19 protein-coding genes are annotated in these 21,909 nt (G+C 69.3%); 4 read left to right on the forward strand and 15 right to left on the reverse strand.

Annotation, left to right across the window (positions count from 1 at the left end):
* From KF903_RS06490 to pyk, 3 genes are all read right to left on the reverse strand, one after another.
* The coding region (locus tag KF903_RS06490) for a serine/threonine-protein kinase (RefSeq protein ID WP_291212656.1) at window positions 1–939 on the reverse strand (939 nt) is incomplete at its 3' end.
* A gap of 60 nt (window positions 940–999) precedes the next feature.
* Window positions 1,000–1,440, reverse strand: a complete 441-nt coding sequence (locus KF903_RS06495; protein WP_291212659.1) for an energy transducer TonB — start codon at window positions 1,438–1,440, stop codon at window positions 1,000–1,002.
* Window positions 1,441–1,675: 235 nt separating this feature from the next.
* Window positions 1,676–3,142 (reverse strand): pyruvate kinase, encoded by a 1,467-nt coding sequence (gene pyk, locus KF903_RS06500; protein WP_291212662.1) that lies wholly within the window; start codon window positions 3,140–3,142, stop codon window positions 1,676–1,678.
* A 162-nt stretch (window positions 3,143–3,304) separates the two neighbouring features.
* Here pyk and KF903_RS06505 point away from each other — a divergent pair, with 162 nt between their 5' ends.
* The 3 genes from KF903_RS06505 to KF903_RS06515 all read left to right on the forward strand — a co-directional run bounded on the left by KF903_RS06505 (window position 3,305) and on the right by KF903_RS06515 (window position 5,686).
* Window positions 3,305–3,772, forward strand: coding sequence for a MarR family transcriptional regulator (locus tag KF903_RS06505; RefSeq protein ID WP_291212665.1), 468 nt, complete (start codon window positions 3,305–3,307; stop codon window positions 3,770–3,772).
* A complete protein-coding gene (locus KF903_RS06510; protein WP_291212666.1) occupies window positions 3,769–4,200 on the forward strand; it encodes an organic hydroperoxide resistance protein in 432 nt (143 codons plus the stop codon). The genes KF903_RS06505 and KF903_RS06510 overlap by 4 nt, the downstream gene beginning before the upstream one ends.
* 184 nt (window positions 4,201–4,384) lie before the next feature.
* Window positions 4,385–5,686, forward strand: a complete 1,302-nt coding sequence (locus KF903_RS06515) for a carbohydrate-binding protein (RefSeq protein WP_291212669.1) — start codon at window positions 4,385–4,387, stop codon at window positions 5,684–5,686.
* A 7-nt stretch (window positions 5,687–5,693) separates the two neighbouring features.
* On the opposite strand, the gene KF903_RS06520 is transcribed toward KF903_RS06515, so the two are convergent.
* The 3 genes from KF903_RS06520 to KF903_RS06530 all read right to left on the reverse strand — a co-directional run bounded on the left by KF903_RS06520 (window position 5,694) and on the right by KF903_RS06530 (window position 9,066).
* On the reverse strand, window positions 5,694–6,335 hold the full coding sequence (locus KF903_RS06520) for an HAD hydrolase-like protein (RefSeq protein ID WP_291212672.1): 642 nt from the start codon (window positions 6,333–6,335) through the stop codon (window positions 5,694–5,696).
* A complete protein-coding gene (locus tag KF903_RS06525) occupies window positions 6,332–7,519 on the reverse strand; it encodes a phosphoglycerate kinase (RefSeq protein WP_291212675.1) in 1,188 nt (395 codons plus the stop codon). The genes KF903_RS06520 and KF903_RS06525 overlap by 4 nt, the downstream gene beginning before the upstream one ends.
* A 707-nt stretch (window positions 7,520–8,226) precedes the next feature.
* Window positions 8,227–9,066 (reverse strand): DUF4097 family beta strand repeat-containing protein, encoded by an 840-nt coding sequence (locus KF903_RS06530; protein WP_291212678.1) that lies wholly within the window; start codon window positions 9,064–9,066, stop codon window positions 8,227–8,229.
* Between the two features lie 163 nt (window positions 9,067–9,229).
* Between KF903_RS06530 and KF903_RS06535 the strand changes: the two genes are divergently transcribed.
* A complete protein-coding gene (locus tag KF903_RS06535; RefSeq protein WP_291212681.1) occupies window positions 9,230–11,008 on the forward strand; it encodes a SpoIID/LytB domain-containing protein in 1,779 nt (592 codons plus the stop codon).
* 8 nt (window positions 11,009–11,016) lie between these two features.
* Here KF903_RS06535 and KF903_RS06540 read toward each other — a convergent pair whose 3' ends face one another.
* From KF903_RS06540 to KF903_RS06580, 9 genes are all read right to left on the reverse strand, one after another.
* A complete protein-coding gene (locus KF903_RS06540) occupies window positions 11,017–12,396 on the reverse strand; it encodes an MFS transporter (RefSeq protein WP_291212684.1) in 1,380 nt (459 codons plus the stop codon).
* A gap of 272 nt (window positions 12,397–12,668) precedes the next feature.
* Window positions 12,669–14,600 (reverse strand): 2Fe-2S iron-sulfur cluster-binding protein, encoded by a 1,932-nt coding sequence (locus KF903_RS06545; protein ID WP_291212687.1) that lies wholly within the window; start codon window positions 14,598–14,600, stop codon window positions 12,669–12,671.
* Window positions 14,600–16,060, reverse strand: a complete 1,461-nt coding sequence (locus tag KF903_RS06550; protein ID WP_291212690.1) for a cbb3-type cytochrome c oxidase subunit I — start codon at window positions 16,058–16,060, stop codon at window positions 14,600–14,602. The genes KF903_RS06545 and KF903_RS06550 overlap by 1 nt, the downstream gene beginning before the upstream one ends.
* Window positions 16,057–16,584 carry a hypothetical protein gene (locus KF903_RS06555; protein ID WP_291212693.1) on the reverse strand — a complete coding sequence of 176 codons (528 nt, stop codon included), beginning with the start codon at window positions 16,582–16,584 and terminating at the stop codon, window positions 16,057–16,059. The genes KF903_RS06550 and KF903_RS06555 overlap by 4 nt, the downstream gene beginning before the upstream one ends.
* A 19-nt stretch (window positions 16,585–16,603) precedes the next feature.
* Window positions 16,604–18,142: a hydrogenase iron-sulfur subunit gene (locus KF903_RS06560; RefSeq protein WP_291212695.1), complete on the reverse strand. Its 1,539-nt coding sequence runs from the start codon at window positions 18,140–18,142 to the stop codon at window positions 16,604–16,606.
* Window positions 18,097–19,155 carry an SCO family protein gene (locus tag KF903_RS06565; RefSeq protein ID WP_291212698.1) on the reverse strand — a complete coding sequence of 353 codons (1,059 nt, stop codon included), beginning with the start codon at window positions 19,153–19,155 and terminating at the stop codon, window positions 18,097–18,099. Before KF903_RS06565 ends, KF903_RS06560 begins: the two co-directional genes overlap by 46 nt.
* Window positions 19,156–19,261: 106 nt before the next feature.
* Window positions 19,262–20,962, reverse strand: coding sequence for a cbb3-type cytochrome c oxidase subunit I (locus tag KF903_RS06570; protein ID WP_291212701.1), 1,701 nt, complete (start codon window positions 20,960–20,962; stop codon window positions 19,262–19,264).
* An 11-nt stretch (window positions 20,963–20,973) separates the two neighbouring features.
* Window positions 20,974–21,513: a hypothetical protein gene (locus KF903_RS06575; protein WP_291212704.1), complete on the reverse strand. Its 540-nt coding sequence runs from the start codon at window positions 21,511–21,513 to the stop codon at window positions 20,974–20,976.
* Window positions 21,514–21,531: 18 nt separating this feature from the next.
* Window positions 21,532–21,696 carry a hypothetical protein gene (locus KF903_RS06580; RefSeq protein ID WP_291212706.1) on the reverse strand — a complete coding sequence of 55 codons (165 nt, stop codon included), beginning with the start codon at window positions 21,694–21,696 and terminating at the stop codon, window positions 21,532–21,534.
* Between the last annotated feature and the right edge of the window lie 213 nt (window positions 21,697–21,909).

The raw sequence follows: 21,909 nt of genomic DNA on the forward strand, positions 1-21,909 counted from the left end.
CGGCGCGGCGGCGGTGAGCGCGGCGGCGAAGCCGGCCACGCTGCCGAAGCGCTGCACCGGATCGATGGCCAGCGCGCGCCCGAGTGCGGCCATGATCGCTGGCGGCGTATCGGCTGGCAGTCGCGGCGCCAGCGTGTCGGCCAGACGCCCGGCGCCATCGAGCGTCACCTCGCTCATCGACTGCGCACTGCGCAGCGGCTGTCCGCTGGCCATCTCGGCCACCACCAGGGCGAGTGCGTACTGGTCGGTCGCCGGCGTCACCGGATAGCCGTAGAACTGCTCGGGTGCGAAATAGCGTGGCGTGCCGATGACGTGGCCCGTGCGCGTGAGCGACGCCCCCGGATCGTCCTCGTCGACCGGCCGGGCGATGCCGAAGTCGAGCAGCTTGATGTGCTCACGCGAGCCGTCGCGCGCAATGAAGATGTTTTCGGGCTTGAGGTCGCGATGGACGATGCCATGCTCATGGGCGACCTCGAGCGCATCGGCCACGCGCCGCGCGATCGCCAGCACGCGCGGCCAGCCCAGGCCCTGCGGCGCGGCGGCGAGCTCGGCGGCCAGCGACTGGCCGTGCAGGTATTCCATGACGTAGTACGGCAAGCCGCCCGGCGCCACGTCGAAATCATGCACTTCGACGATGTTGGGATGGTGCAGGCTCGCCAGCAGCCGCGCCTCGCGGCGGAAGCGCTCGGCAAACGCCGGATCGCCCAGCCCCGGCAGCAGCAGCTTGACCGCAACGAGGGTATCGAGCGTGCGATGGCGGCCCTTGAGCACGACGCCCATGCCGCCGCGGCCGATCACATCGAGCAGTTCGTACTTGCCGAAGGTCCGGCCGATGAAGATCGCAGCGTCGGCATTGGCGATCTCACCACCACACTGGCCGCAGGTCGTTTCGTGGCCAGAGGCGATCGCGCCACAGTCGCCGCAGACGCGAAAATCCATCAGCGCCCCCACGATGACAGTGGCGCGGCGGCAGGGCTCGCGGCGGCCGCTCTCATGGCATCAGCGATCCTTCCACTCCAGGCGCTCGATCGCGCAGGGCTGCATCATCGCGCTGCGCGCGCTGGCATCGGCCGGTGCATTGAACGGAAAGATCAGCCAGCTGAACACGCGACTGCGCTCGGCGTTGGCGACCGTCGGTTCGAAGCGCAGATGCTTGCCCATGCTCTCGGCCACGCGCACGAGGTCACCGGCCGGCACCACACGCTGCACCTTGACCTGGCTCGTGGTGCCATTCTTCTCGACCACGAACGATACCGTTGCGCAGCCGGGGACGTTGATGTTCTTGGCGATGTTCGGCACGTCGGCCTCGACCGAATCGTTGAGCAGGGCCCAGTAGCTGGCGAGCTTGCCGGGCGCGACCACCTTGGGTGCATCGACCGACTGCGCGGCGGCAGTGGCACTCAGGGCCAGGGCCAGAATGGCAAGGGCGGGACGCTTCATGATGGACTCCTGGGATCGCCGACGATGGCGCTGCGGCCATTCTAGGCTCCCGCGCCGGGCGGCGCGATCGATCGGCGACGAACAGGCGGCGGTCGCCTGCGGCGCGCGACAGGCCACCACGGGCGGATCCGTGCGCTGATTGCGCCGCGCGGCGCCCCCGCAAGGCCCGCCTTGCGTGAACGGGCGGCAACCGCGCGCATGCGGCCGGTTTTGCCAGCGCGCCGAGCCCCGCGCGCTACAGGTCCTGCAGGCCCTCGGTGATGCCGTCGGCGCCGAGCGCGAGCAGCTTGAGCGTATTGGTGCCGCCCAGGCGCCCGGTATGGTCGCCCGTGGTGACCAGCACGCGGTCGCCGGCGGCCAGGTGACCGAGCCGGAACAGGTGCGCCAGCGCCTCGCGCACGGCCTGGGTCGGGCCCGCCCCGCGTGCATCGAAGTCGACCGGGTTGACGTCGCGGTACAGCAACATGCGGCGGCGCGCGGCGGCGTTGCGCGACAACGCATAGATCGGCACCGTCGATCGGAAGCGCGACAGCCACTGCGCGGTGGCGCCCGATTCGGTCAGCGCCACGATCGCGCGCACGCGGATGCGGTCGGCGAGGAACATCGCCGCCAGCGCGATCGCCTGATCGGTGCGATCGAGCCGGTGCGCACCCGGACCGAGATCCTCGACCGGCTCGAACTGGCGCTCGGCACCGAGACAGACGCGGCGCATCGCCGCCACCGCCAGCGCCGGATGTTTGCCGGCGGCGGTTTCCTGCGACAGCATCACCGCGTCGGTGCCATCGATCACCGCGTTGGCCACGTCGAGCACTTCAGCGCGGGTCGGGATCGGCGACTCCACCATCGACTGCATCATTTGCGTGGCGGTGATGACGATGCCGCTCTGGCGCAGCGCTTCGCGGATGATCTTCTTCTGCAGGCCCGGCAGTTCGGCATCGCCGATCTCCACGCCCAGATCGCCACGCGCCACCATCACCGCATCGGCCGCGGCGACGATCTCGCTCAGGTTGTCGATCGCCTCGGCGCGCTCGATCTTGGCCACCAGTGCGGCGTCGCCACCGGCCTCGTGCAGCAGGCGCCGCGCCTGTTCGATGTCGGCAGCGGTCTTGACGAACGACACGGCGAGGAAATCGACCTCCATCGCCGCCGCGAGGCGGATGTCGGCGCGGTCCTTGTCCGACAGCGCCGCCACGGTCAGGCCACCACCGAGACGGTTGATGCCCTTGCGGTCGGACAGGCGCCCGCCGGCCAGCACCACGCAGTCGACGCGGGCCTCGGCAACGCCGACCACCTCGAGCGAGACCAGGCCGTCGTCGAGCAGCAGCACGTCGCCGGGCTTCACGTCGCGCCACAGGTCAAGGTACGACACGCCGATGCGACCGGCGTCGCCGGGCGCGGCGTCGGCGCGGCAGTCGAGGCTGAATGGCGCGCCCGCCGCGAGTTCGACGGCACCGGCAGCGAAGTGTTCGATGCGGATCTTGGGTCCCTGCAGATCGGCGAGGATGCCGACCTCGATGCCAAGTTCCTGCGCCGCCGCACGCACCGCCGCGGCACGTGCACGATGGTCGTCGGCCGTACCGTGCGAAAGGTTCAGGCGCACCACATTGACCCCCTCGACGAGGATCTGGCGCAACGCGCCGGGTGCATCGGTGGCCGGGCCCAACGTGGCAATGATCTTGGTGCGGCGCAGTTGCTCGGTCACCGGACAGTCCCTTCACGCGGATTGAGGGCCCGATCATACGCGAGCGCGCGGCCGGCGCGGTCGGTGCCGCGGCCGTGGCAGTGGGCACGCACCTGAACACCGACGATATCGACAATCTGATTGTGCACAATTCAGTTGTGTCACATTCCATTTGCTGCTGCAATGGCGAGTGTGACCACGCCCAATGCCTCCCTGCTGCTCGATGAGCAGCTCTGCTTCGCGCTGTATGCGGCCTCGCGCGCGATGACCGCGGCGTACCGGCCACTGCTCGAACCGCTGGGCCTGACTTATCCCCAGTACCTGGTCCTGCTCGTGCTGTGGCAGGACGACGGTCGCAGCGTGGGCGAGCTGGGCCAGCGCCTCGCGCTCGACTCGGGCACGCTGACGCCGCTGCTCAAGCGCATGGAGGCCGCCGGCCTGGTCACGCGCGAGCGCCGCCAAAGCGACGAACGCGAAGTGGAGATCCGCCTCACGCGCGCCGGACGCGCGCTGCACGCCAGGGCGCGGCCGATTCCACAGTGCCTGCTCGCGCGCGCCGGCATGAGCGCCACCACGTTGGGCCGCCTGCGCAACAACCTCGCCCAACTCACCCGCTCGCTCGCGAGCGAACCCGAAGGAGACAATCCATGAAACTCAGCAAAGTCCTCTACACTGCCACCTCGACCGCCAAGGGCGGCCGCGCCGGCCACGTCAAGAGCAGCGATGGCGTCGTCGATATCGACCTCAAGGTACCCAAGGAAATGGGCGGCCCGGGTGGACACGCGAGCAACCCCGAGCAACTGTTCGCCTCGGGTTATGCCGCCTGCTTCGAAGGCGCCGTGCGCCTCGTCGCCAGCCAGCAGAAGGTCGCGGTGCCGGCCGATACCAGTGTCACCGCCCATGTCGGCATCGGTCCGCGTGAGCCGACCGGTTTCGGCATCGCGGTGCAGCTCGACGTCCACCTGCCCGGCCTCGACCACAAGATCGCGCAAGGCCTCGTCGACACCGCGCACCGTGACATCTGCCCGTATTCGCATGCCACGCGCGGCAACGTCGAGGTGACGATCAAGCTCGTGTGATTGCGCTGCTGCGCGCCGGCGCGGCGCGCGCCACGTCGCGATATGCGCAATGCTCATATCGCGACACGCGGCACCCTTGCGACGTTCTTGTTGCGGCAGCGCACATTTCCGTTTGGCGGCCATCGACAGGACGGCTGCGATCGGGTGAGCATTGCGTTGCTCGTCCGCTCAAGGGTCCCCTGTCATGGCATCGACCGCTTCACTGCGCGCCGCCGCGTGCGCGGCGCTTTCGTTGTGTGGCCTCGCCGGCGCCGACCACGCCGGTGCCCAGCAGTCGCCGGACTGCGCACCGGCATGGAATGTCACGCACGTGTATGTGGGTGGCGATCTCGCCAGTCAGGACCACATCAACTACCTCGCCAACTGGTGGACGCAAGGCGATGAACCGGCAAGCCACAATGGCCCGCCCGGCTCGGCGCAGCCGTGGACTGCGCAAGGCGCGTGCGCGGGCGACGGTGGCGGCGGTCCGCCGTCGGGCATCGACCCGATCTTCGCCAACGGTTTCGATGGCGTGCGCGAGGGCTTCCTGTTCAGCCCGTACAAGGACGCCACGATCAACATGGACTGGAACAGCAACCGAATGCGCACGGCCGTGCTCGGCAGTCCGATCCCGCTGGTCGGCAGCGGCGGCCTGCTGCCGCAGCATGTGCCCGACCTGCACGCGGTCACGCTCGCCTTCGCAACCGGCGAATGCGGCAGCGAGAACTGGGGCGGCGTCGGCGCGCAGGCCTTCGCCGATGCCAACATCCCCGCGCTCGCCAACGCGGGCATCGATTACGTGATTTCCACCGGCGGTGCGGCGGGCGCCTTCACCTGCGCGAGCAGCGCCGGGCTCAACCAGTTCATCGCGCGCTACGCCAGCCCACAGCTGCGCGGCATCGACTTCGACATCGAGGCGGGCCAGACGCCGGCACAACTGCAGGCGCTGGTCGATGCCGCCGCCGGCGCCGAGGCCACGCATCCGGGCCTGCGCTTCTCGTTCACGCTTGCCACGCTGGCGGCTTCCGATGGCAGCCACGGCGGCGTCAACGCGACCGGCGATGCCGTGGTGCGCGCGGTGCTCGGCGCGGGACTCAGCAACTACACGATCAACCTCATGGTCATGGACTACGGCGCGGCGGGCCCGGCGGTGTGCGTGGTATCGGGCGGCATCTGCGACATGGGTGCCTCGGCGATCCAGGCCGCGCAGAACCTCGCGCACACCTACGGCGTGCCGCTCGACAGGATCGAGCTCACGCCGATGATCGGCCTCAACGACGTGGTCAGCGAAACATTCACGCTCGCCGATGTCGACACGCTCTCCGCCTGGGCGCGCAGCAACGGCCTTGCCGGCGTGCACTACTGGTCGCTCGACCGCGACACGCCGTGCGCGGTCAGCACCGGCTCGGCCTCGCCGATCTGCCACTCGGTCACCGGCCTGCAGCCATTGGCTTTCACGCTGCGCTTCGTGCAGGCCACGCGCGCGACCACCACGCTGCGGCGGTGAAGATCGCTCAATGCAGCAGCAGCGCGACCAGTTCGTCCGGGGCGGCCGCGATCGCGTCGGCGCCGGCACCGGTCAGTTCCTCACGACTGCCGAAGCCCCACCCCGCACCGATCGCGCGCACGCCATTGGCGCGCGCGCCGCGCATGTCGAAGCTGCGGTCGCCAACCATCGCCGCCTGCGCGGCGGCGACGCCGAAGTCAGCCAGCGCCCGCGCGATCATGCCGTCCTTGTCGCAATGCGCGCTGTCGGCCGCCGGCGCATAGGTATGCGCGAAGTGGGCGCCGAACGGCAGGCTGGCGACGATGCGTGCGGCATAGGTGTCGGGCTTGCTCGTGACCACCGCGAGCTGCGCACCGCTCGTCGCCAGCGCACCAATGGCGGCGCCGACGCCCGCATACACCTCATGCTCACGCCAGCCCAGCGTGGCGAAGCGCTCGCGGTACAGCGCGACCGCGCGCTCGACCGTTGCGGCATCGTCGCCGAGCACGCGCGGCAAGGTCGCGCGCAGCGGCGGACCGATCCAGTCGCGCAATTGCGCTCGCGGCGGGATCGCCGCGCCGAGCGTGCGCAGCGCGTGCCCGATGCAGTTGACGATGCCGGTCTCGGAGTCGATCAGCGTGCCATCGAGATCGAACAGCACCAGCCTCACGCGCGCGCCTTGAGCGCGGCCACGGCCGGCAACTCCTTGCCTTCGAGGAACTCGAGGAACGCGCCGCCGCCGGTGGAGATGTAGGACACGCGCTCGGCGACGCCGTACTTCTCGATGGCGGCCAGCGTGTCGCCGCCGCCCGCGATCGAGAACGCCGGCGAGTCGGCGATCGCCTGCGCCAAGGTGCGCGTGCCGTTGCCGAAGGCATCGAACTCGAACACGCCGACCGGCCCGTTCCACACCACGCTGCCGGCCGCGGCGATGAGCTGCGCGTAGCGCTGCGCGGTGGCCGGGCCGATGTCGAGGATCATGTCGTCCGCCGCGACGGCTTCGACTGGCTTGACCGTGGCAGGTGCATCGGCGGCGAAGGATCCCGCCACCACGACGTCGATCGGCACCGGCACCTCGGCGCCGCGGGCCTTGGCCGCGGCCATGATCCTGCGTGCGGTGTCGAGGAGATCGGGTTCCACCAGCGACTTGCCGACCTCGTGGCCGCAGGCGGCGATGAAGGTGTTGGCGATGCCGCCGCCGACGATGAGCTGGTCGACCTTGGCGACGAGACTGTCGAGCAGGGTGAGCTTGGTCGACACCTTCGAGCCCGCGACGATCGCGACCAGCGGCCGCGCCGGATGCTCGAGTGCCTTCGCCAGCGCATCGAGCTCGGCCATCAGCAGCGGACCGCCGGCAGCCACTCGCGCCTCGCGGATCGCGCCGTGGGTGGAGGCCTGGGCACGGTGGGCGGTACCGAACGCGTCCATCACGTAGACGTCGCAGAGCGCGGCGTACTTGCGTGCAAGCACGGGATCGTCCTTGCCCTCGCCGATATTCATGCGGCAGTTCTCGAGCAGCACGAGCTGGCCCGGCGCCACGTCGACGCCGTCGAGCCAGTCGCGCAGCAGCGGCACCTCGCGCCCGAGCAGTTCGCCGAGCCGCCGCGCGACCGGGGCGAGCGAATCCTCGACGCTCCACACGCCCTCCTTCGGACGACCCAGGTGCGACATCACCATCACCGCGGCGCCGCGCTCGAGCGCGAGGCGCAGCGTCGGCAGCGCGGCGAGGATGCGCGCCTCGGAGGTGATGTGTTCGCTGCCGTCGGCGCCGCGCTCGATCGGCACGTTGAGGTCTTCACGGATCAGGACGCGCTTGCCGGCGAGGTCGAGCTCGCTCATGCGGAGGATGGCCATTGCGGAGGTTCCGGTGTCGGGAAAGCCGTGCATTACAGCGGCGGCGCGGCGCGGGCGCAACGTGCAGGCGCCGCGCGAATGCGTGCGGCCACGCAAATTGCTGCCGGCGCCGGTGGGTTCGAACGCGACTGCGTCATGGTGTGGATCGAGGCAAAGCCACGAACCCCACCGCGCCAAGTCACGCTTGCCGAGCGGTCCGCGCACCGGACCGCGGAAAGATCACCGGCACGCCGCCGCGGATCGCGAGGCCAGCGCCGAGCCGCGCCCGCGCGCCGGGGAACAGGCGCTCGTACCGGTTGGCGTCACGGCACGACAACCCGTGGGCGCCATGCAGCGCGACGTGGTTGCGTGCACCCTCGCTGCACGCTTTGGCCGCCAAGCGGAAGAGGGATCTCGTGCCGACCGCGCTGAGCGGCGCAGACACGCGCCGCGGCGGCACGCGCGACACTCTCCCCGGTCACGGCCTTGGCTACCGCCATGGCCTGCGCCCGCGTTGCGGGCAGCGGTCCAAGCGGGCCGATGGCAAGGGCTGAGTCGCAGGCGTGTGGGCCGAAGGCGAGCGCGCTGCGCTCACGCGCGGGTCGAGTCGCGGCCTCGGACCCGGATGGGCAGCGGCGGGGGCACCGCCAGCATCGCGGCTTCAGCCGCGATGCCATCTGGCTGCTTGGCGCAACGCACCGCTCCGCGATGCAACGGGCCGCGTCGGCCTACTCGTCATTGAGGCCAGGCAGCTCGACCTTGCCGCGCACGTCGCGATAGTCGATGTCGCCCGAGCCATGGCGCGCCACGCGCAGGTTGCCGCCGACATCACGCACGCGCAGGTCGCCCGAACCGATCGACTCGAGCTGCACGTCGCCGGTCACGTGCGTGAGTTCGAGATCGCCCGAGCCGACGCTCTCGGCGCTGACCTTGCCGCCGACGCCGTCGAGCACCACGTCGCCCGAGCCGATCGGGCCGAGCTTTGCATCGCCGCGGATCTGGCGCAGGTCCACATCGCCCGAGGCCACCGCGCGCAACTCCAGCGAGCCGATATTGGCGCCGCTGGCGTCGGCCGAACCCAGCGCCAGCACGACTGCACCGGCGATGTCGTGCACCTGCAGGTCGCCCGACCCCGACTTGAACTCGAGTGCGGCCACCTTGCGCACGTCGGCGTCGCCGGCGCCGGTCGTGACCGCCACCGCCAGCCGCTGCGGCACGCGAATGCGCAGCTCGATCCAGGCATAGCTCGACCCGAGCAGACTGATGTTGACGCTGGCGTCGCGCCCCTTCGGCGTCACCGTGAGGCGATCGGCCGCGACCGCGTGCTCCACGGTCAGTGCCTCGAGCCAGTCCTGGCGCGAGGCGCAGGCGCGGGCACGCACCTCGACCTTGTCGAGCCCGGGCACGCCTTCGACCCAGACATCGCTCGCGGCCAGGTCCAGCGCCAGCGTCTTGAGCGCGGCGGCATCGACATCGAAGTCACGCTGCGCCGAGAAGCGACATTCGGTCGCGGCGGCGCCGAGCGGCAGGGCGAGGAAGAGCAGGCAGGCAATGGCAAGCTGGCGCATGGGCGGATCTCCGTGGCGAACCGGTGGTGAGACGCGACTCGGCGCGGAAAGGTTTAGCCCGGCGTGCGCCGAGGCCGGCGGCGGCGCCGGAACCGACCACTGACCGCCGCGGCATGGCATTGCACGTGGGGACGTGTATCGTTGGCCACATCGGGGAGGACACATGCACGCCACGACCTTGCACCGGCTCCTGCTGCTCGGCGCCGGACTGACGCTGACCCCGGCATTGCCGGCGGTGGAACTGGCCGCTCGCGATGCGCTGACGGGCGCGCCGCTCGCGGCGACGCTGAGCTACGACGACGGCGGTGCGCACGTTGCACGCATCGACGGCGCGCTGCGCGCGATCGCGGCGCCGACGCAGCGCGTGACGGCGACGGCCACGGCAGCCGGCCACCACACGCTGTCCTTCGCGCTCGACCCGGCGGCAGGGCCGCTCACGCTGCTGCTCGATCCGCTCGCCGAACCCGCGGCCTTCACGCGCCTGACGACACGGGCGGCGACGCGCGACGATCTGCGCTGGCTGCAGGGCTACGTGCGCCGCGCCGCCGACGGCTCGCCGCTGGCCGGCGCCACGCTGACGATCGAGGGGCGCAGCACGCGCAGCGATGCCGCCGGTTACTTCGAACTCGAGCTGGCGCCTTGCACCGCCAACGCGGACGCACGTTCGAGCCTGCACGTGCACGCCAGCGGCGTCGGCGAACAGCAGCGCAGCGGCATCGTCTGCAGCAACGGCGTGACACGCCTGCTGCTCGCGCTCGGCGCCGGCATGCCCGCGCAACTGCACGAGGACGTCGGCGCGCTCGACCGCGGCGCGCGCAGCACCGGCGACGCCGGCGCTGCGATGCTGCCGCTGCTGCGCGAGGCAACGCCGATCGGCACGCTGGTCGCGCCCGGACTGGTGCCACCGACGTCGATCCGGGTCGGCTATGCCGATGCCGCCTGCACGCAGTCGTGTTGCACCGCGTCCTGCACCCACACCTGCGTGTTGCCGCTGGAGACCTATGTGCGGCGTGGCCTCGACAACGAATGGATCTCGAGCTGGAACACGCAGAGCCTGCGCGCGGGCAGCGTCGCTTACCGCAGCTACGGCGCCTGGCGTGTGGCACACCCGATCCGCCCGAGCTTCGACATCTGTTCCAACGCCTGTTGCCAGGTCAACAATGGCGACACCCACAGCAGTACCGACAACGCGATCGCGCGCACGCCCGGCCTGCTGCTCACGCGCGGCGGCAGCGAAGCCGCCGCGGCCGAATACTCGGCCGAAAACAACAGTTGGGATGATCCCAACGACGGCCTGCCGTGCAGCAACAATGACCTGTCCTGCGGCGACGGCTACGCCGGCTCGCCGGCCAATGGCTGGCCGTGTCTCGCCGACAGCGTCGGCGCCGGCCGCGGCTGCTTCGGCCATGGCCGCGGCATGTCGCAATGGGGTACGCAGCGCTGGGCGATTGCGGCCACGCCGCCACTGTGGCGCTGGATCGTCGATCACTACTTCAACGACAACGGCGCCGGCAGCAACTTGCGCACCGCCGTCATGACCTCGCCGCTGACCCTGACCGGCCTCAGCGCGACACCGGCCACGGTCGCAGCGGGCGCGACCTTGCAGATCAGCGCCAGCGCCGGCAACAGCGCCGGTGCGAGTCATGCCCACCTGCTGATCGGCGCAAGCCTCTACCGCAGCGGCGTCGGCTATCTCGACGACAGCGCGCACGATGCGCCGCTCGTGCTCGCCACTGGCACGCAGGCGATCGGCCGCAGCTTCAGCGTGCCGGCCAGCGCGCCGGCCGGCAGCTACGACCTGCTCGTGTCGCTGTATCTCGACGTCGACGAGAATGGCGCGATCAGCGGCAACGATCTCGCACTCGCTCTCGCCATCGCCAGCGGCGCCGTGCAGGTCGGCAACGACCGCATCTTCGGCGATGGCTTCGAGACCACGCCCTAGCGGGCGCGTCAGGACGACACCTCTTCCAGACGCCGGCCGCTGGTACGCGGGCCGGCCAGCGCGATGAGGCCGGCAAGCAGTCCGGTCAGGCCGATGCCGAGGAATCCGGTGAAGAACGAGGTCGCGCCGATGAGGCCCGGCAAGGCCAGTGCGCCGAGCGCGCCGCCGGTATGGCCGATGCCGTCGGAGAGTGCGAAGCCGCTCGAACGCGCCCGCGTCGGGAACAGTTCGGCTGTGTAGGTGTAGGCCACCTGCAGATACAGGCCGAGCGCCAGCGAGGCGACGAACGACCCGAGGATCAGCACCGCCTCGTTGCTGTTGAGGCCGATCAGCAGCATCCCCACCAGCCACACCACGGTCGAGGCGAAGATCAGCATGCGGCGCTCGATGCGGTCGGCCACCAGCGCCATCAGCAGCGCCCCGAGCGGATAGCCGAGCGCGCCGACGCCGAGGAACAGCAGCGAACTGCCGACCGCAAACCCCTGCGCGGCGATGAGGGTGGCCGCATCGCCGAGAAAACCATAGTTGCCGATGTACCAGCAGAACCACATCGCAGCGAGCAGCGCGAGGCGGGCGCCATACGGCGGCCGCAGCAGGGCGCGGAACGGAAAAGCGTGGCGTTCGGTCGATACCGCGGTCGGCTGCGGCGGCGGCAAGGCGATGCCGCGCGCGGCGGCGCCCTGCTCCATGCGCCGTACCACCGCGTCGGCTTCGGCAAGGCGGCCATGCAAGGCCAGCCAGCGCGGCGATTCGGGCAGGTGGAAACGCGCCAGCACGCCGATCGTGGCGATGAGGCCGCCGATGACGAACAGCGCCCGCCAGCCCCATGGGTAATTGGGCACCAGCGCCAACGCGATGAATGGCGTCAGGGCCTGGCCGAGGATGCCGACGAGGAAGGTCAGGTTCGAGATGCGCCCGCGTTTGCCGGCCGGCGCCAGTTCACCGATGTAGGTCGACACGAGATTGAGGTCGGCACCGACGCCGAAGCCGGTGACGAAGCGCCACAGTGACAGCGAGACGATGCCGGTGGCGGTGGCGTCGAGGAACGACCCCAGCGCGGTCAGCGTCAACGTGACGATGAGTGTGCGATAGCGGCCAACGCGATCGGCAATCGCGCCGATCACGATCGAGCCGGCCACGTAGCCAACCAGGCCGAGTGCGAGCGCGACGAACAGCGCCTCCGAACCCGACAACGCAAACTCGGTGGCGATCGCGGGCATCGCGTAGCCGATGTCGGCGATGTCGAAAAAGGTGAAGAAGTAGCCGACGCCGATGATCGCGAGATAGCTGCGCGGCAGCGTCCACACCGGAATGCGGTCGAGGCGCGCGAGGATCGCGTCGGCGTCGCCGCGGGGGTCACCGGCGCCGACTTCGGCACGAATCTCCATGGGCCTCTCCAGACCAGCTGCGTGCATGCGTGCACGCGATCGCAACGAACGCTGCGGCAAGCTGCGCACCTGCAGCCAGCACGGCCATGCTACGCCGCCGTGGCGGCGCCGGCGCGACGCCGCGGAAGCATGTTCAGGGTGCGGTTCCAGACGCAGTCGCAAACTCGACGATTCGAGCCGCGCGGATGGACGCGGCATGCTGCACGATCGCGCCAGCGGCGCAACGCGCTCGCCGCCACATCCGGCGGCCGTCGTGAGCGGCGGGCCGCCGCTCAGGTCGGTGGCGGCGGCGCGGTCGGCTGGAACGCGTCGGAGAAGCAGAACTGCTCGCCGAGCCCGTGCGCAAGGAAGTCCGGCACGGCAGCCTCGACCATGCGGGTCGAGCCGCAGGCATAGACCTCGTAGCCGGTCAGGTCGGGATGGTCGGCCAGCAACGCCTCGTGCACGAAGCCGCGCCGGCCCGGCCACGGGTCATCGGCGGGAAGGTCCGACAGCACGGGCACGTAGCGGAAATTGGCATGCTCGGCCTGCCAGCGCGCGACGAGATCCTGCAGGTACAGGTCACCGGCGCCGCGCACGCCCCAGTACAGCTCGATCGGACGACCGACGCCGCGCCGGAATGCATCTTCGAGGATGCTCTTGATCGGCGCGAAGCCGGTCGCGCCAGCGAGCATGAGGATCGGCCGCGCGCTGTCGCGCAGCACGAAGTTGCCGAGTGGCCCCTCGAAGTCGAGCCGATCGCCCACCTTCATCGCCGTGAACACGTGGCCGGTGAAGCGGCCATCGGGAATGCGGCGGATGTGCAGCTCGATCACGTCGCCCGCGCTGGGCCTGGGTTCGCCGGGCGGACGCGGCGCATTGGCGAACGAGAACGCACGCTTGGCGCCGTCATCGAGGATGATGTTGATGTACTGGCCGGCGATGAACTCGATGTGCTCGCCCGCCGGCAGCGCGACGAACAGGCGCATGAGATCGTCCGACAGTCGCTCCATGCGCTGCACACTGGCCTGCCAGCGGCGCGGCGCGCCCGCGCTCGCGTCGGTGAGCGAGATCACGCCCTCGACTTCGAACTCGACGTCCTCCTGCGCCACCGCGCAGCACATGAGTGCCTGGCCGCGCGCGCGCATTGCCGCAGTGAGCGTGGCTTCCTGATAGGGCCCCGGATCGACGCGCCCGGCCAGAACCGTGCACAGGCACACGCCACAGCCACCGGAGCGGCAGTCGAACGGCAACGTCAGGCCCGCGCGCAGGCCCGCGTCGAGCAAGGTCTCGCCGGCACGCGCACTCGCGCGCGCGGGGCCGGGATGGATCGTGAGCTGGTTGACGACCTTGCCGCCGCGCCGCAGCGTGAGCCACGGCAACACGTAGAGGAAGACCGAGGCGCCGACCACGATCGCCCACACGGTCGACAGCGGGCCGTTGCGGATCAGCGGGAAGATCGTGAGCAGGAACCAGTCCAACGACAGCGTGGTCGGTTCGGTGCGCAGGTCGGCCATGCCCTGGCTGGCAACCGGGGCGATGATCGCGAGCGCGACGAGCATGCCCATCATCGCCGTGGCCAGCGGCCGCGGCGGCTGGGTGGTGGCCTTGGGTACGCGCTGCACGTGCACCCACATCAGCAGCAGCAACACCAGCGACACGCCGATGTGCACGAACACGAGCAGCGAGAACAGGCGGTCGCTGACGTGCTCGGGCAGGATGAAATTGCGGATCAGGCGGCCGCCGAAGCCGGGCAGCCAGTCGAGCCATTCGAAGCTGGTCTGGGTGACGTATTGCGCAAGGCGGTCCCACGGCAGCATGAAACCGTTGGCACCGACCACGTAGACCAGCCATAGCAGCATGACGCCGGTGACCCACGAAAACGCCCGGAAGCCGCGCAGGCGGTCGAAGGCGAAGTTGCGCAACATGTGCAGCAACATCAGCAGCACCATCGCGTCGGAGGCATAGCGGTGCACGCTGCGCAGCACGTTGCCGCTGCCCCAGCCGCCGTGGCTGATCGCCTCCACCGATTCGTAGGCGCCGGTGACGCTCGTGTTGAAGAACGCGTACAGGATCAATCCGGTCGCGCCGAGGATCCAGAACAGGTAGAAGCAGATCTGCCCGAGGTGGTACAGCGGGTTCATGCGATCGCCGAAGGCGCGATTGAACAATGCCTCGACCGCCATGAAACCAGCGCGCAAGCCGCGCTGCACAATCGCCACCATCACTGATTCTCCGCCGGTTGGGGTGCGCGCCGGCGACCACGCATCGCGCCGATCACCACCAGTGCAAACAGCAGGCCGCCGATGATCGCCAGCAGCCCACCCAGGCCCATGAGTCCCATGCCGGCCACTTCGCCTGCGCTGCGCAGCACCTGCTCGCTGCCGGCGACCTTGCGCTGCACGCCGTAACCGCCCGACCACACCAGCCCGATGATGTGCAGGAGCTGGCCGATGCCGTACAGCCACGGCTGGGTCACGGCCAGGCGGCCACGTGGCGCGGCAAACCCCAGGCGCGGCAGCAGCCAGTACACCACGCCCATGAGCGCGAGCGTGACGCCGACGATGCAGCCGTGGTAATGCGCCGGAATCTTGACGTTGCTGCCCTGGATGCCGATGCCGATCACGCCGCCCGCGACGAACAGCAGCATCGACGCCAGCAGTGCCGCCCGCAGTGGTCGCTGCTCGGCAGGCAACTGGCGCAGCGGCAGCACCGCGATGAGCGCGGCCAGCGCCACCGGCGCGATGGCAAGGCCACCGCCGATGCGCATGGCCCAGGTGTGCATCGCGCGATGCTCGACCGAGGCCACGTCATGCATGAGGTAGGCCAGCGGCGTCACGAACACACCGCCGAGCGCGATCACGAACAGCACCAGCACCACGCGCGGACTGAGCGGCACACGCCCACCGCAGGCGCGCGCCAATGCCAGCCACGACACCAGCATGAGCAGGGTCCAGGTGAACTGCACCGCATGACCGCCGCCCCAGAACAGGATTTCGTAGTAGGCCTTGGCCGGCAATGCGCGCGGCACCTCGAGCAGCGACCAGCCGAACGCGAGCAGCGCGACTGCGCCGGCCACCACGCTGGCGTGCAGGCCGAAGCGCAACGCCGCGCTGCCATCGACCGCCGTGCCGACCCGTTGGCCACGCGCGAGGCCGAGCAGCACGAGCAGCAGGCTGCCGGCGCCGAACAGCCACAGCGCGCCGCGGAAAGCCGCGCTGTCGAGTACGGGAATGTAGTTGGCCATGATCGCCTCGCCCGGATCGACGAAGGCGGCCACGCCCATCGCCAGCGAACCCAGCGCGCACAGCGCAAGCGGCGCGCCGGCCACCGCGCGGCCCAGCGGCGTCGCAAACGGGCGCAGGTTGAGGCTCCACAACATGCCGGCGATGGCGACGAACCACACCAGCACCGACAGGTCCACGTGCACGACGAGCGCGATGCGGAAGAAGTCGGCGGTCGGCAACACGGCGTTGACGCCCGGCGTGCGCGCCAGCACGAGCAGGATCGCGAACACGCCCGAACCGAGCAGCGCGGCCAGCGCAAGGCCGAGCCAGGCCTGCACCAGCAGGCGGTTGCCGGCGTCGATCGCCGGCAACACATAGCCGGCGCTGGCGGGCAGCGTCGATGCCTCCGGCGGCGACGCCCCGGCCCGGTCCGCGCCGATGGCTACCTCGCCGTTCATTGCAGGACGATCGCGCCTTGGTTGGCGTCGAAATCGACGACCAGCACCTGGCCCGGCGCCAGCGTGACATCGGCCGAGCGCGTGTAGGTCTGGGCGCCTGGCCGCACGTCGTCGTTGAGGCTCACTTCCAGATGGTGGTTGCCGGCCGGCACCGCCAGGCGCTCGTAGATCGAGGAGGCGCCATCCTTCGACAGGCCGGTCGGCGGCACCACGCGGTCGAGCACGCTCTTGCCATCGAGTTCGACGCGCATCGTCAGCGGCGCGCGTTCGCGCGGACACTGCTCGGGAAAGCGCATGTTGGGCGGCAGCTTGTCGAGTTCGGCCTGGCTGAGCTTGCGGCATTCGCCGATCGGCTTGCCCACGTGCGACACACTGAGTTTGATCAGCGCCTGCTCGGCGCCGAGCGGATGGTAGGGCGGCCACTGCGAAAACACGCCGATGGCGAGCGCGAACAGGCCGTACAGCACGAGCTGGCCGAGCCAGCTGAACAGGCCATGGGGTGTGGAGGGTCGGGTGTCGGACATGTTCGCCAGGGACCGTGGATCAGTTGGATGGAATCGACAGGGTCCGCACGCGCTCGCGCAGGCGCGCCACGGCTGCGGCCAGCGCCGCCTCGTCACCCGGTCCGGCCTGCACCCGCTCGAGCCGCTCGCGCGGCATGCGCGCGCGCAGGCGCGGTTCGCGCCGGCCTGCCAGCCGCTCGGCGGTCCAGCGCTCGCCGAGGCGAAACTCGCAGCCGCCGTCGCGGCAGGTCGCCACCACCACACCGGCCGCGCCATCGCGCAACGCATACTCGATGAAGCTCGGTGGAAGCTGTCCGGCGCAGATCAGGCCAAGCACGCTCGTGTCCTCGCTTAGCGCGGCGCTGGCGCTTGCGCCATGATCGCATGTGAATATGACCAGCGGCTCGCGGGCCGTCGAGGTTGCGACATCTTGCCGCAGACGGCGCCGCAATGCATCGACCGTGAGCTGCGGCATGTCGATGCCGCTGACCAGCGTCTCCACGCCGCGGAACGGGGTCGACGACGGGCAGGCCCCGGCGCAGATGCCGCAGGCCACGCACAGGTCGGGGTCGACCTGCGCCAACAGGCGCCCGACCCGCGGCTGCGGATGCGGCACCATCGTGATCGCGGCATACGGGCAGTCGTCGAAGCAGCGTTCGCAGCCACTGCAGTTGGCCGGATCGACCACCGCCACGGCCGGCCGCGCCGGTTGCGGCAGGAACGGCGCCAGCACCAGCAAGGCCATCGCACCAGCCACCAGCGCCCAGGTGACGCCGCGCGTGGACGCATCGGTGAGCGGATGCAGCCACAGCACGAACCAGTCCAGTGCGACCGGCTCGGTCAGCGCGGCCGCCGGCGGCTGGCTCAGCACGGGCGCCACCAGCGCCAGCACGAGCAGCAGCAGCGACACGCCCAGCGCGAGCGAGCGCGGCGGCATCACCGCGGCGCGACTCAGGCGCTGGAGATGGAACCACAAACCGAACAGCAGCAGCAGCGACACGCCGATGTGGATGAAGATGAACAGCGAAAACAGCCGGTCGCTGACCGCGTCGAGGGCAAGGAAATTGCGCGCAAACGGCGCGCCCAGCAACGGCACGGCGTCGAGCCATTCGGCGCTGGCCAGCGCCGAATACTGGCCGAGCCGATCCCACGCCAGCCAGAAGCCGCCCACGGCGCTGATCGCCGCAAACGCCACCGTCGGCACCCCGGTCAGCCAGTGGAAGCGGCGCACGCCGCGCTCATGTCGGTGCAGCCATTCGCGCACGATATGCAGCGCGATCACCACCACCAGCACATCGGTGGCGTAACGATGCACGCCGCGCAGCAGCCGCCCGCTCGCGAGCGGCCAGGTCTCGAGTGCCGTCACCGAACGCCACGCCCCCGCCACCGAGGTGTCGTAGACGGCGTACAGCAGCACGCCGCTGGCGAGCAGCAGCCAGATGGCGAGGAAGCCGATCGCGCCGAGATGACGCAACGGATTGCAGGCGGCACCGAACGCGGCATCGAAGCCGCGCTCGAGCGCGCGCCACATGCTCAGGCCTTGCTGCCGGATGCCGAAGCGGTGTTGACCGGCGGGCATGGCTTGCGTCGCTCGCGGCGCTGCCGGAGCCATTCACGGAAGAAGTAGACGAACACGCTGAAGAAGAACAGCACGCCGCCGGCGATCTCGAAGATGAGCTTGTAGTCGTAGCGGTACTGGCCGGTCTCGGCATCGTAGACCGTGCACAGGATGCGCACGCGCTCGAACATCTCGCCGAGCGTCGTCGGCTTGGCCTGTGGCTCCCACAGCAGCAACTGGCGCAAGGGCGAGCCGAGCTGCTCGGCGGTGACGCCGTCACCGAGCACCTGGGCGCTGATGCGCCCCTCGCCGTCGACGACGGTGACGCCGAGCACATGGTCGAATCCGGCCGGTGTCGGCGCCCAGCTGAAGCCGAACGCGCGCGTGAGCGCATCGACATCGCCGGCGGCGGGGCTGAGGAACTCCCAGTTGCGGTAGTTGATGCCATGTTGCGCGGCGAAGGCCTGCATCGCACCGGGCGAATCGAACGGCTGGTTGAAGCCGATGCTGACGACGTTGAACTGATTCTCGCCGAGCATGCGGTCGAGGCCCTTGACCGCCTGGTACAGCGTGCGGGTCTGGGTCGGGCAGACCTGGAAGCAGCCGGTGTAGATGAAGCTGACCAGCAGCGGCTTGCCGCGATAGGCAGACAGGCGCAGCGGCTGGTTGCGGCGGTCACGCAACTCGATGTCGGGCACGTGTTTGCCGACCGCGGCGAGCGCGTTGCGGATCGCGGCCTGTTCGTCGAGGGCGGGGGCGCCGGCCAGGCTGCGACCACTCGTATCGGCCGCCAGCAGGCTGCCGCTCGCACCCAGCAGGGTCAGCGCCAACAGGCGGGCCAGGTGCGGCAGCCGTCGCGCAAGCACAGCTCGGCCGGCGTGGCTGCCGGCAGGGACGCGGGTCGCGGCCGCAGCCAGCGTGGCCACCCGCATCGGCATGGGCGCGACCGCCATGATCGCCAGCGCAGCGATCACGCCCGGCACGATCAGCACTTCACGCCCCACGACATGCCCATCACGTACTCGCTGTTGCATGCGGCCAGGTCCGCCATCGACCGCGTCACCGCCGCCTCACCTCGCAGGCCGCCTGCGGCCTGCATGGCCGTGGGTGCGCTGCACCCACGGCCTTCCAGCATCTTGCTCAGCTCAGGCCCCACAGCGTCGACAGGTACTTCCAGTTGATGAAGTAGTACAGGACGAAGGAGACCAGGAACACCATGGCCAGCACGAAGGTACCCGGCGCGGCGAAACCCGACGAGCCGTAACCTTCGGCCACCACCGCGGGAGCGGCGCGCTTGACCGGCGTGAACTGCGCGCTGGTCGCGCCGCCGTCGAGCTTCTTGCCCCACAGCAGCGAGCCCACCGTGATGTAGATGAAGGCTGCGCCGCCAACGATCGCGGCGACGCCGCCGATGCCGACCAGGCCCATCATGAGGTAGGCCGCACCGGGCCATTCATAGGCGAGCGCTGCGCCCTGGAACGCCATGTCCCAATGACGGCGTGACACGCCCAGGGTTCCGGCTCCCATCATGACGAGGCAGAAGAAGTACATCGACAGTCCGAACAGGTAGGGCTGCCACTGCGCGAGCTTGGGCGCGATCATCTCGCGCTTGAACAGCACCGGGATCAGGTAGAAGGTCAGCGCCATGAACGTCAGCGTGGTGCCCACCACCACGGTCGCATGGAAATGACCGGGCACGTAGATCGTGTTGTGGATGATGAGGTTGAGCTGCTCGGTACCCATCATCACGCCGGTGATGCCGCCGAGGAAGCCGAAGCCGATGATCGAGATGAACACGCCCGCGAACACCGGATTGCCCCATGGCGCCTTGCGCAACCACTCGAACAGGCCCTTGGTGTAGCCCTTCTGCCGCTGCGCGACTTCCATCGCGCCCGGCACGGTCAGGCCGTGCAGCATCGAGGCGAGCACTGCCAGGTACATGAAGTAGCTCGTGTTGACGACCTTCCACGCGGTCGACACGCCCGGATCGGCGAGCAGGTGGTGCGCGCTGGCCAGCTGCAGGAACAGGATGTAGAGCAGGAACGCCATGCGGCTCACGCGCTCGCTCATCGGCTTGGCGCCGAGCACGACCGCGGCCACCAGGTACCACACCGAGACGTGGGTGGCGACGTTGATCTGCTGCGACGAGTGGCCGAGCGCCCACCACACGGTGCGGTAGATCAGCGGATCGACATTCATCAGGCCCATCGACATCAGCCATGCCGGCACGATGATGAGGGCGCCCGACAACAGCGTGAACACGGCGATGATCGCCGCGGTCATCGCACCGAACGTGACCAGCGGAATCGAGCCTTCATAAGTCTTTTCGCGCCGCGCCACCACCAGCGTGCCGAAGAACACGCCGCAACCGATCAGCGCACCGACCGCGAACAGGATGATGCCGAGGTAGAAACTCGGTGCCGCCATCATCGGCACGTAGCTCGTCATCATCACGCTGGAGCCACCCTGATAGACGGCGACGTTGTTGACGATCGAGCCGACCACCATCAGCACGAAACCAAGCCAGGCGAGCTTGGGGGTGGCGATGCGACAGCGCAGCAGCGTCGAGGAACAGAAGTGCAGGACCGCGATCTCGAAGAAGATGATCCAGAAGATCAGCATGTCCAGACCATGCGCAGTCAGCACCTGGTAGAACGTGGGAGCCTCCAGCCAGCGCACGGCGGGCCAGCGCGTGAGCACGACGCCGAGCGCAAGCAGGCCGCCGATGAGCAGCCAGACCACGCCCATGAAGGCATGTGCCTTGATCAGCCACTCGGCCTGGCGTTCGAACTGCAGCCCGGAGCGCGGGCAGGTGCGATAGGTGGTCGCAACGGTAGCCATGTGGATTCCCCTTATTTCACGTACAGGCGGCTGACCATCATGTGATGGCCCAGACCGCAGTATTCGTTGCAGACGAGTCCGTAGGTGCCCGACTGGTTCGGCGTCACCGTGACCACGTGCTCAAACCCCGGCACCAGCTGGATGTTGATGTTGGCCGGCTGCAGCGAGAAGCCATGGTTGTAGTCGAGCGAACTCAGGTGCAGGCGGTAGGTCTTGTCCTTCTCCAGCTCGATGATCGGCCAGAACGACCACATGCGCGCGACGAGGTAGACGTCGGCGCCGGGCGGCGGCGCGACCACGGGGATTTCCTGATCGGTCTCGGTGCGAACCTGGTATTTCTCGGTCGCGGCCTGCGCCTTGGCCATGTACTGCTCGGCCGTGGTGCGATAGGTCTCGGTGGACAGGTTCTGTTTGCCCCAGATGTGCCAGCCGACCATCATGAAGAACAGGATCATGCACCAGGTCAGGGCGATCGCGAGCCAGGTGCCCTCGACACGATCGATGGGGTGCTTGTACCAGAGTCGTTCCGCAGGAGGCAGTATCGCGCTCATGTGTGGTTCCCCTGTCGCTTACTTGGATACGGGCACGAGCAGGATGTCGATGACACCCCACACGTTGTAGACGAGCATCGGGATCAGCACGCCCAGCGTGAGCAGGATGAACGGGCTGTCCAGAAGCTGTTGCATCCACGGCACGGCTTCATTGGGATCGTCGTGTTCGGTCGGTGTTGTCATGTCCCCTCCTGCGCGCATTGACACACCACGGCGGCCGCACCGTGGCGCTGTTGCAAATGTCCGGATGAACGGGACGCTAACAGATTCCAAAACCCTTGGAAAGCCGAGTTTCATGCGGGTGTCGATGCCCGATCGAGGCGTCGATCGGGCGTTCTTGATGTGGGTCAAGAAGCGCTCTTCATGCCGCCTTGCGCAGCAACCGTGTCGACACGC

It is taken from the genome of Dokdonella sp., assembly GCF_019634845.1.
Classification (GTDB): Bacteria; Pseudomonadota; Gammaproteobacteria; order Xanthomonadales; family Rhodanobacteraceae; genus Dokdonella_A.

What these genes read in the sequence shown, in the direction of transcription:
- KF903_RS06495 (WP_291212659.1), bottom strand. Translation starts at nt 1,440, where the DNA reads ATGAAGCGTCCCGCCCTTGCCATTCTGGCCCTGGCCCTGAGTGCCACT.
- KF903_RS06505 (WP_291212665.1), top strand. Translation starts at nt 3,305, where the DNA reads ATGGCGAGTGTGACCACGCCCAATGCCTCCCTGCTGCTCGATGAGCAG.
- KF903_RS06510 (WP_291212666.1), top strand. Translation starts at nt 3,769, where the DNA reads ATGAAACTCAGCAAAGTCCTCTACACTGCCACCTCGACCGCCAAGGGC.
- KF903_RS06515 (WP_291212669.1), top strand. Translation starts at nt 4,385, where the DNA reads ATGGCATCGACCGCTTCACTGCGCGCCGCCGCGTGCGCGGCGCTTTCG.
- KF903_RS06525 (WP_291212675.1), bottom strand. Translation starts at nt 7,519, where the DNA reads ATGGCCATCCTCCGCATGAGCGAGCTCGACCTCGCCGGCAAGCGCGTC.
- KF903_RS06530 (WP_291212678.1), bottom strand. Translation starts at nt 9,066, where the DNA reads ATGCGCCAGCTTGCCATTGCCTGCCTGCTCTTCCTCGCCCTGCCGCTC.
- KF903_RS06535 (WP_291212681.1), top strand. Translation starts at nt 9,230, where the DNA reads ATGCACGCCACGACCTTGCACCGGCTCCTGCTGCTCGGCGCCGGACTG.
- KF903_RS06540 (WP_291212684.1), bottom strand. Translation starts at nt 12,396, where the DNA reads ATGGAGATTCGTGCCGAAGTCGGCGCCGGTGACCCCCGCGGCGACGCC.
- KF903_RS06545 (WP_291212687.1), bottom strand. Translation starts at nt 14,600, where the DNA reads ATGGTGGCGATTGTGCAGCGCGGCTTGCGCGCTGGTTTCATGGCGGTC.
- KF903_RS06550 (WP_291212690.1), bottom strand. Translation starts at nt 16,060, where the DNA reads ATGAACGGCGAGGTAGCCATCGGCGCGGACCGGGCCGGGGCGTCGCCG.
- KF903_RS06555 (WP_291212693.1), bottom strand. Translation starts at nt 16,584, where the DNA reads ATGTCCGACACCCGACCCTCCACACCCCATGGCCTGTTCAGCTGGCTC.
- KF903_RS06560 (WP_291212695.1), bottom strand. Translation starts at nt 18,142, where the DNA reads ATGCCCGCCGGTCAACACCGCTTCGGCATCCGGCAGCAAGGCCTGAGC.
- KF903_RS06565 (WP_291212698.1), bottom strand. Translation starts at nt 19,155, where the DNA reads ATGCAACAGCGAGTACGTGATGGGCATGTCGTGGGGCGTGAAGTGCTG.
- KF903_RS06570 (WP_291212701.1), bottom strand. Translation starts at nt 20,962, where the DNA reads ATGGCTACCGTTGCGACCACCTATCGCACCTGCCCGCGCTCCGGGCTG.
- KF903_RS06575 (WP_291212704.1), bottom strand. Translation starts at nt 21,513, where the DNA reads ATGAGCGCGATACTGCCTCCTGCGGAACGACTCTGGTACAAGCACCCC.
- KF903_RS06580 (WP_291212706.1), bottom strand. Translation starts at nt 21,696, where the DNA reads ATGACAACACCGACCGAACACGACGATCCCAATGAAGCCGTGCCGTGG.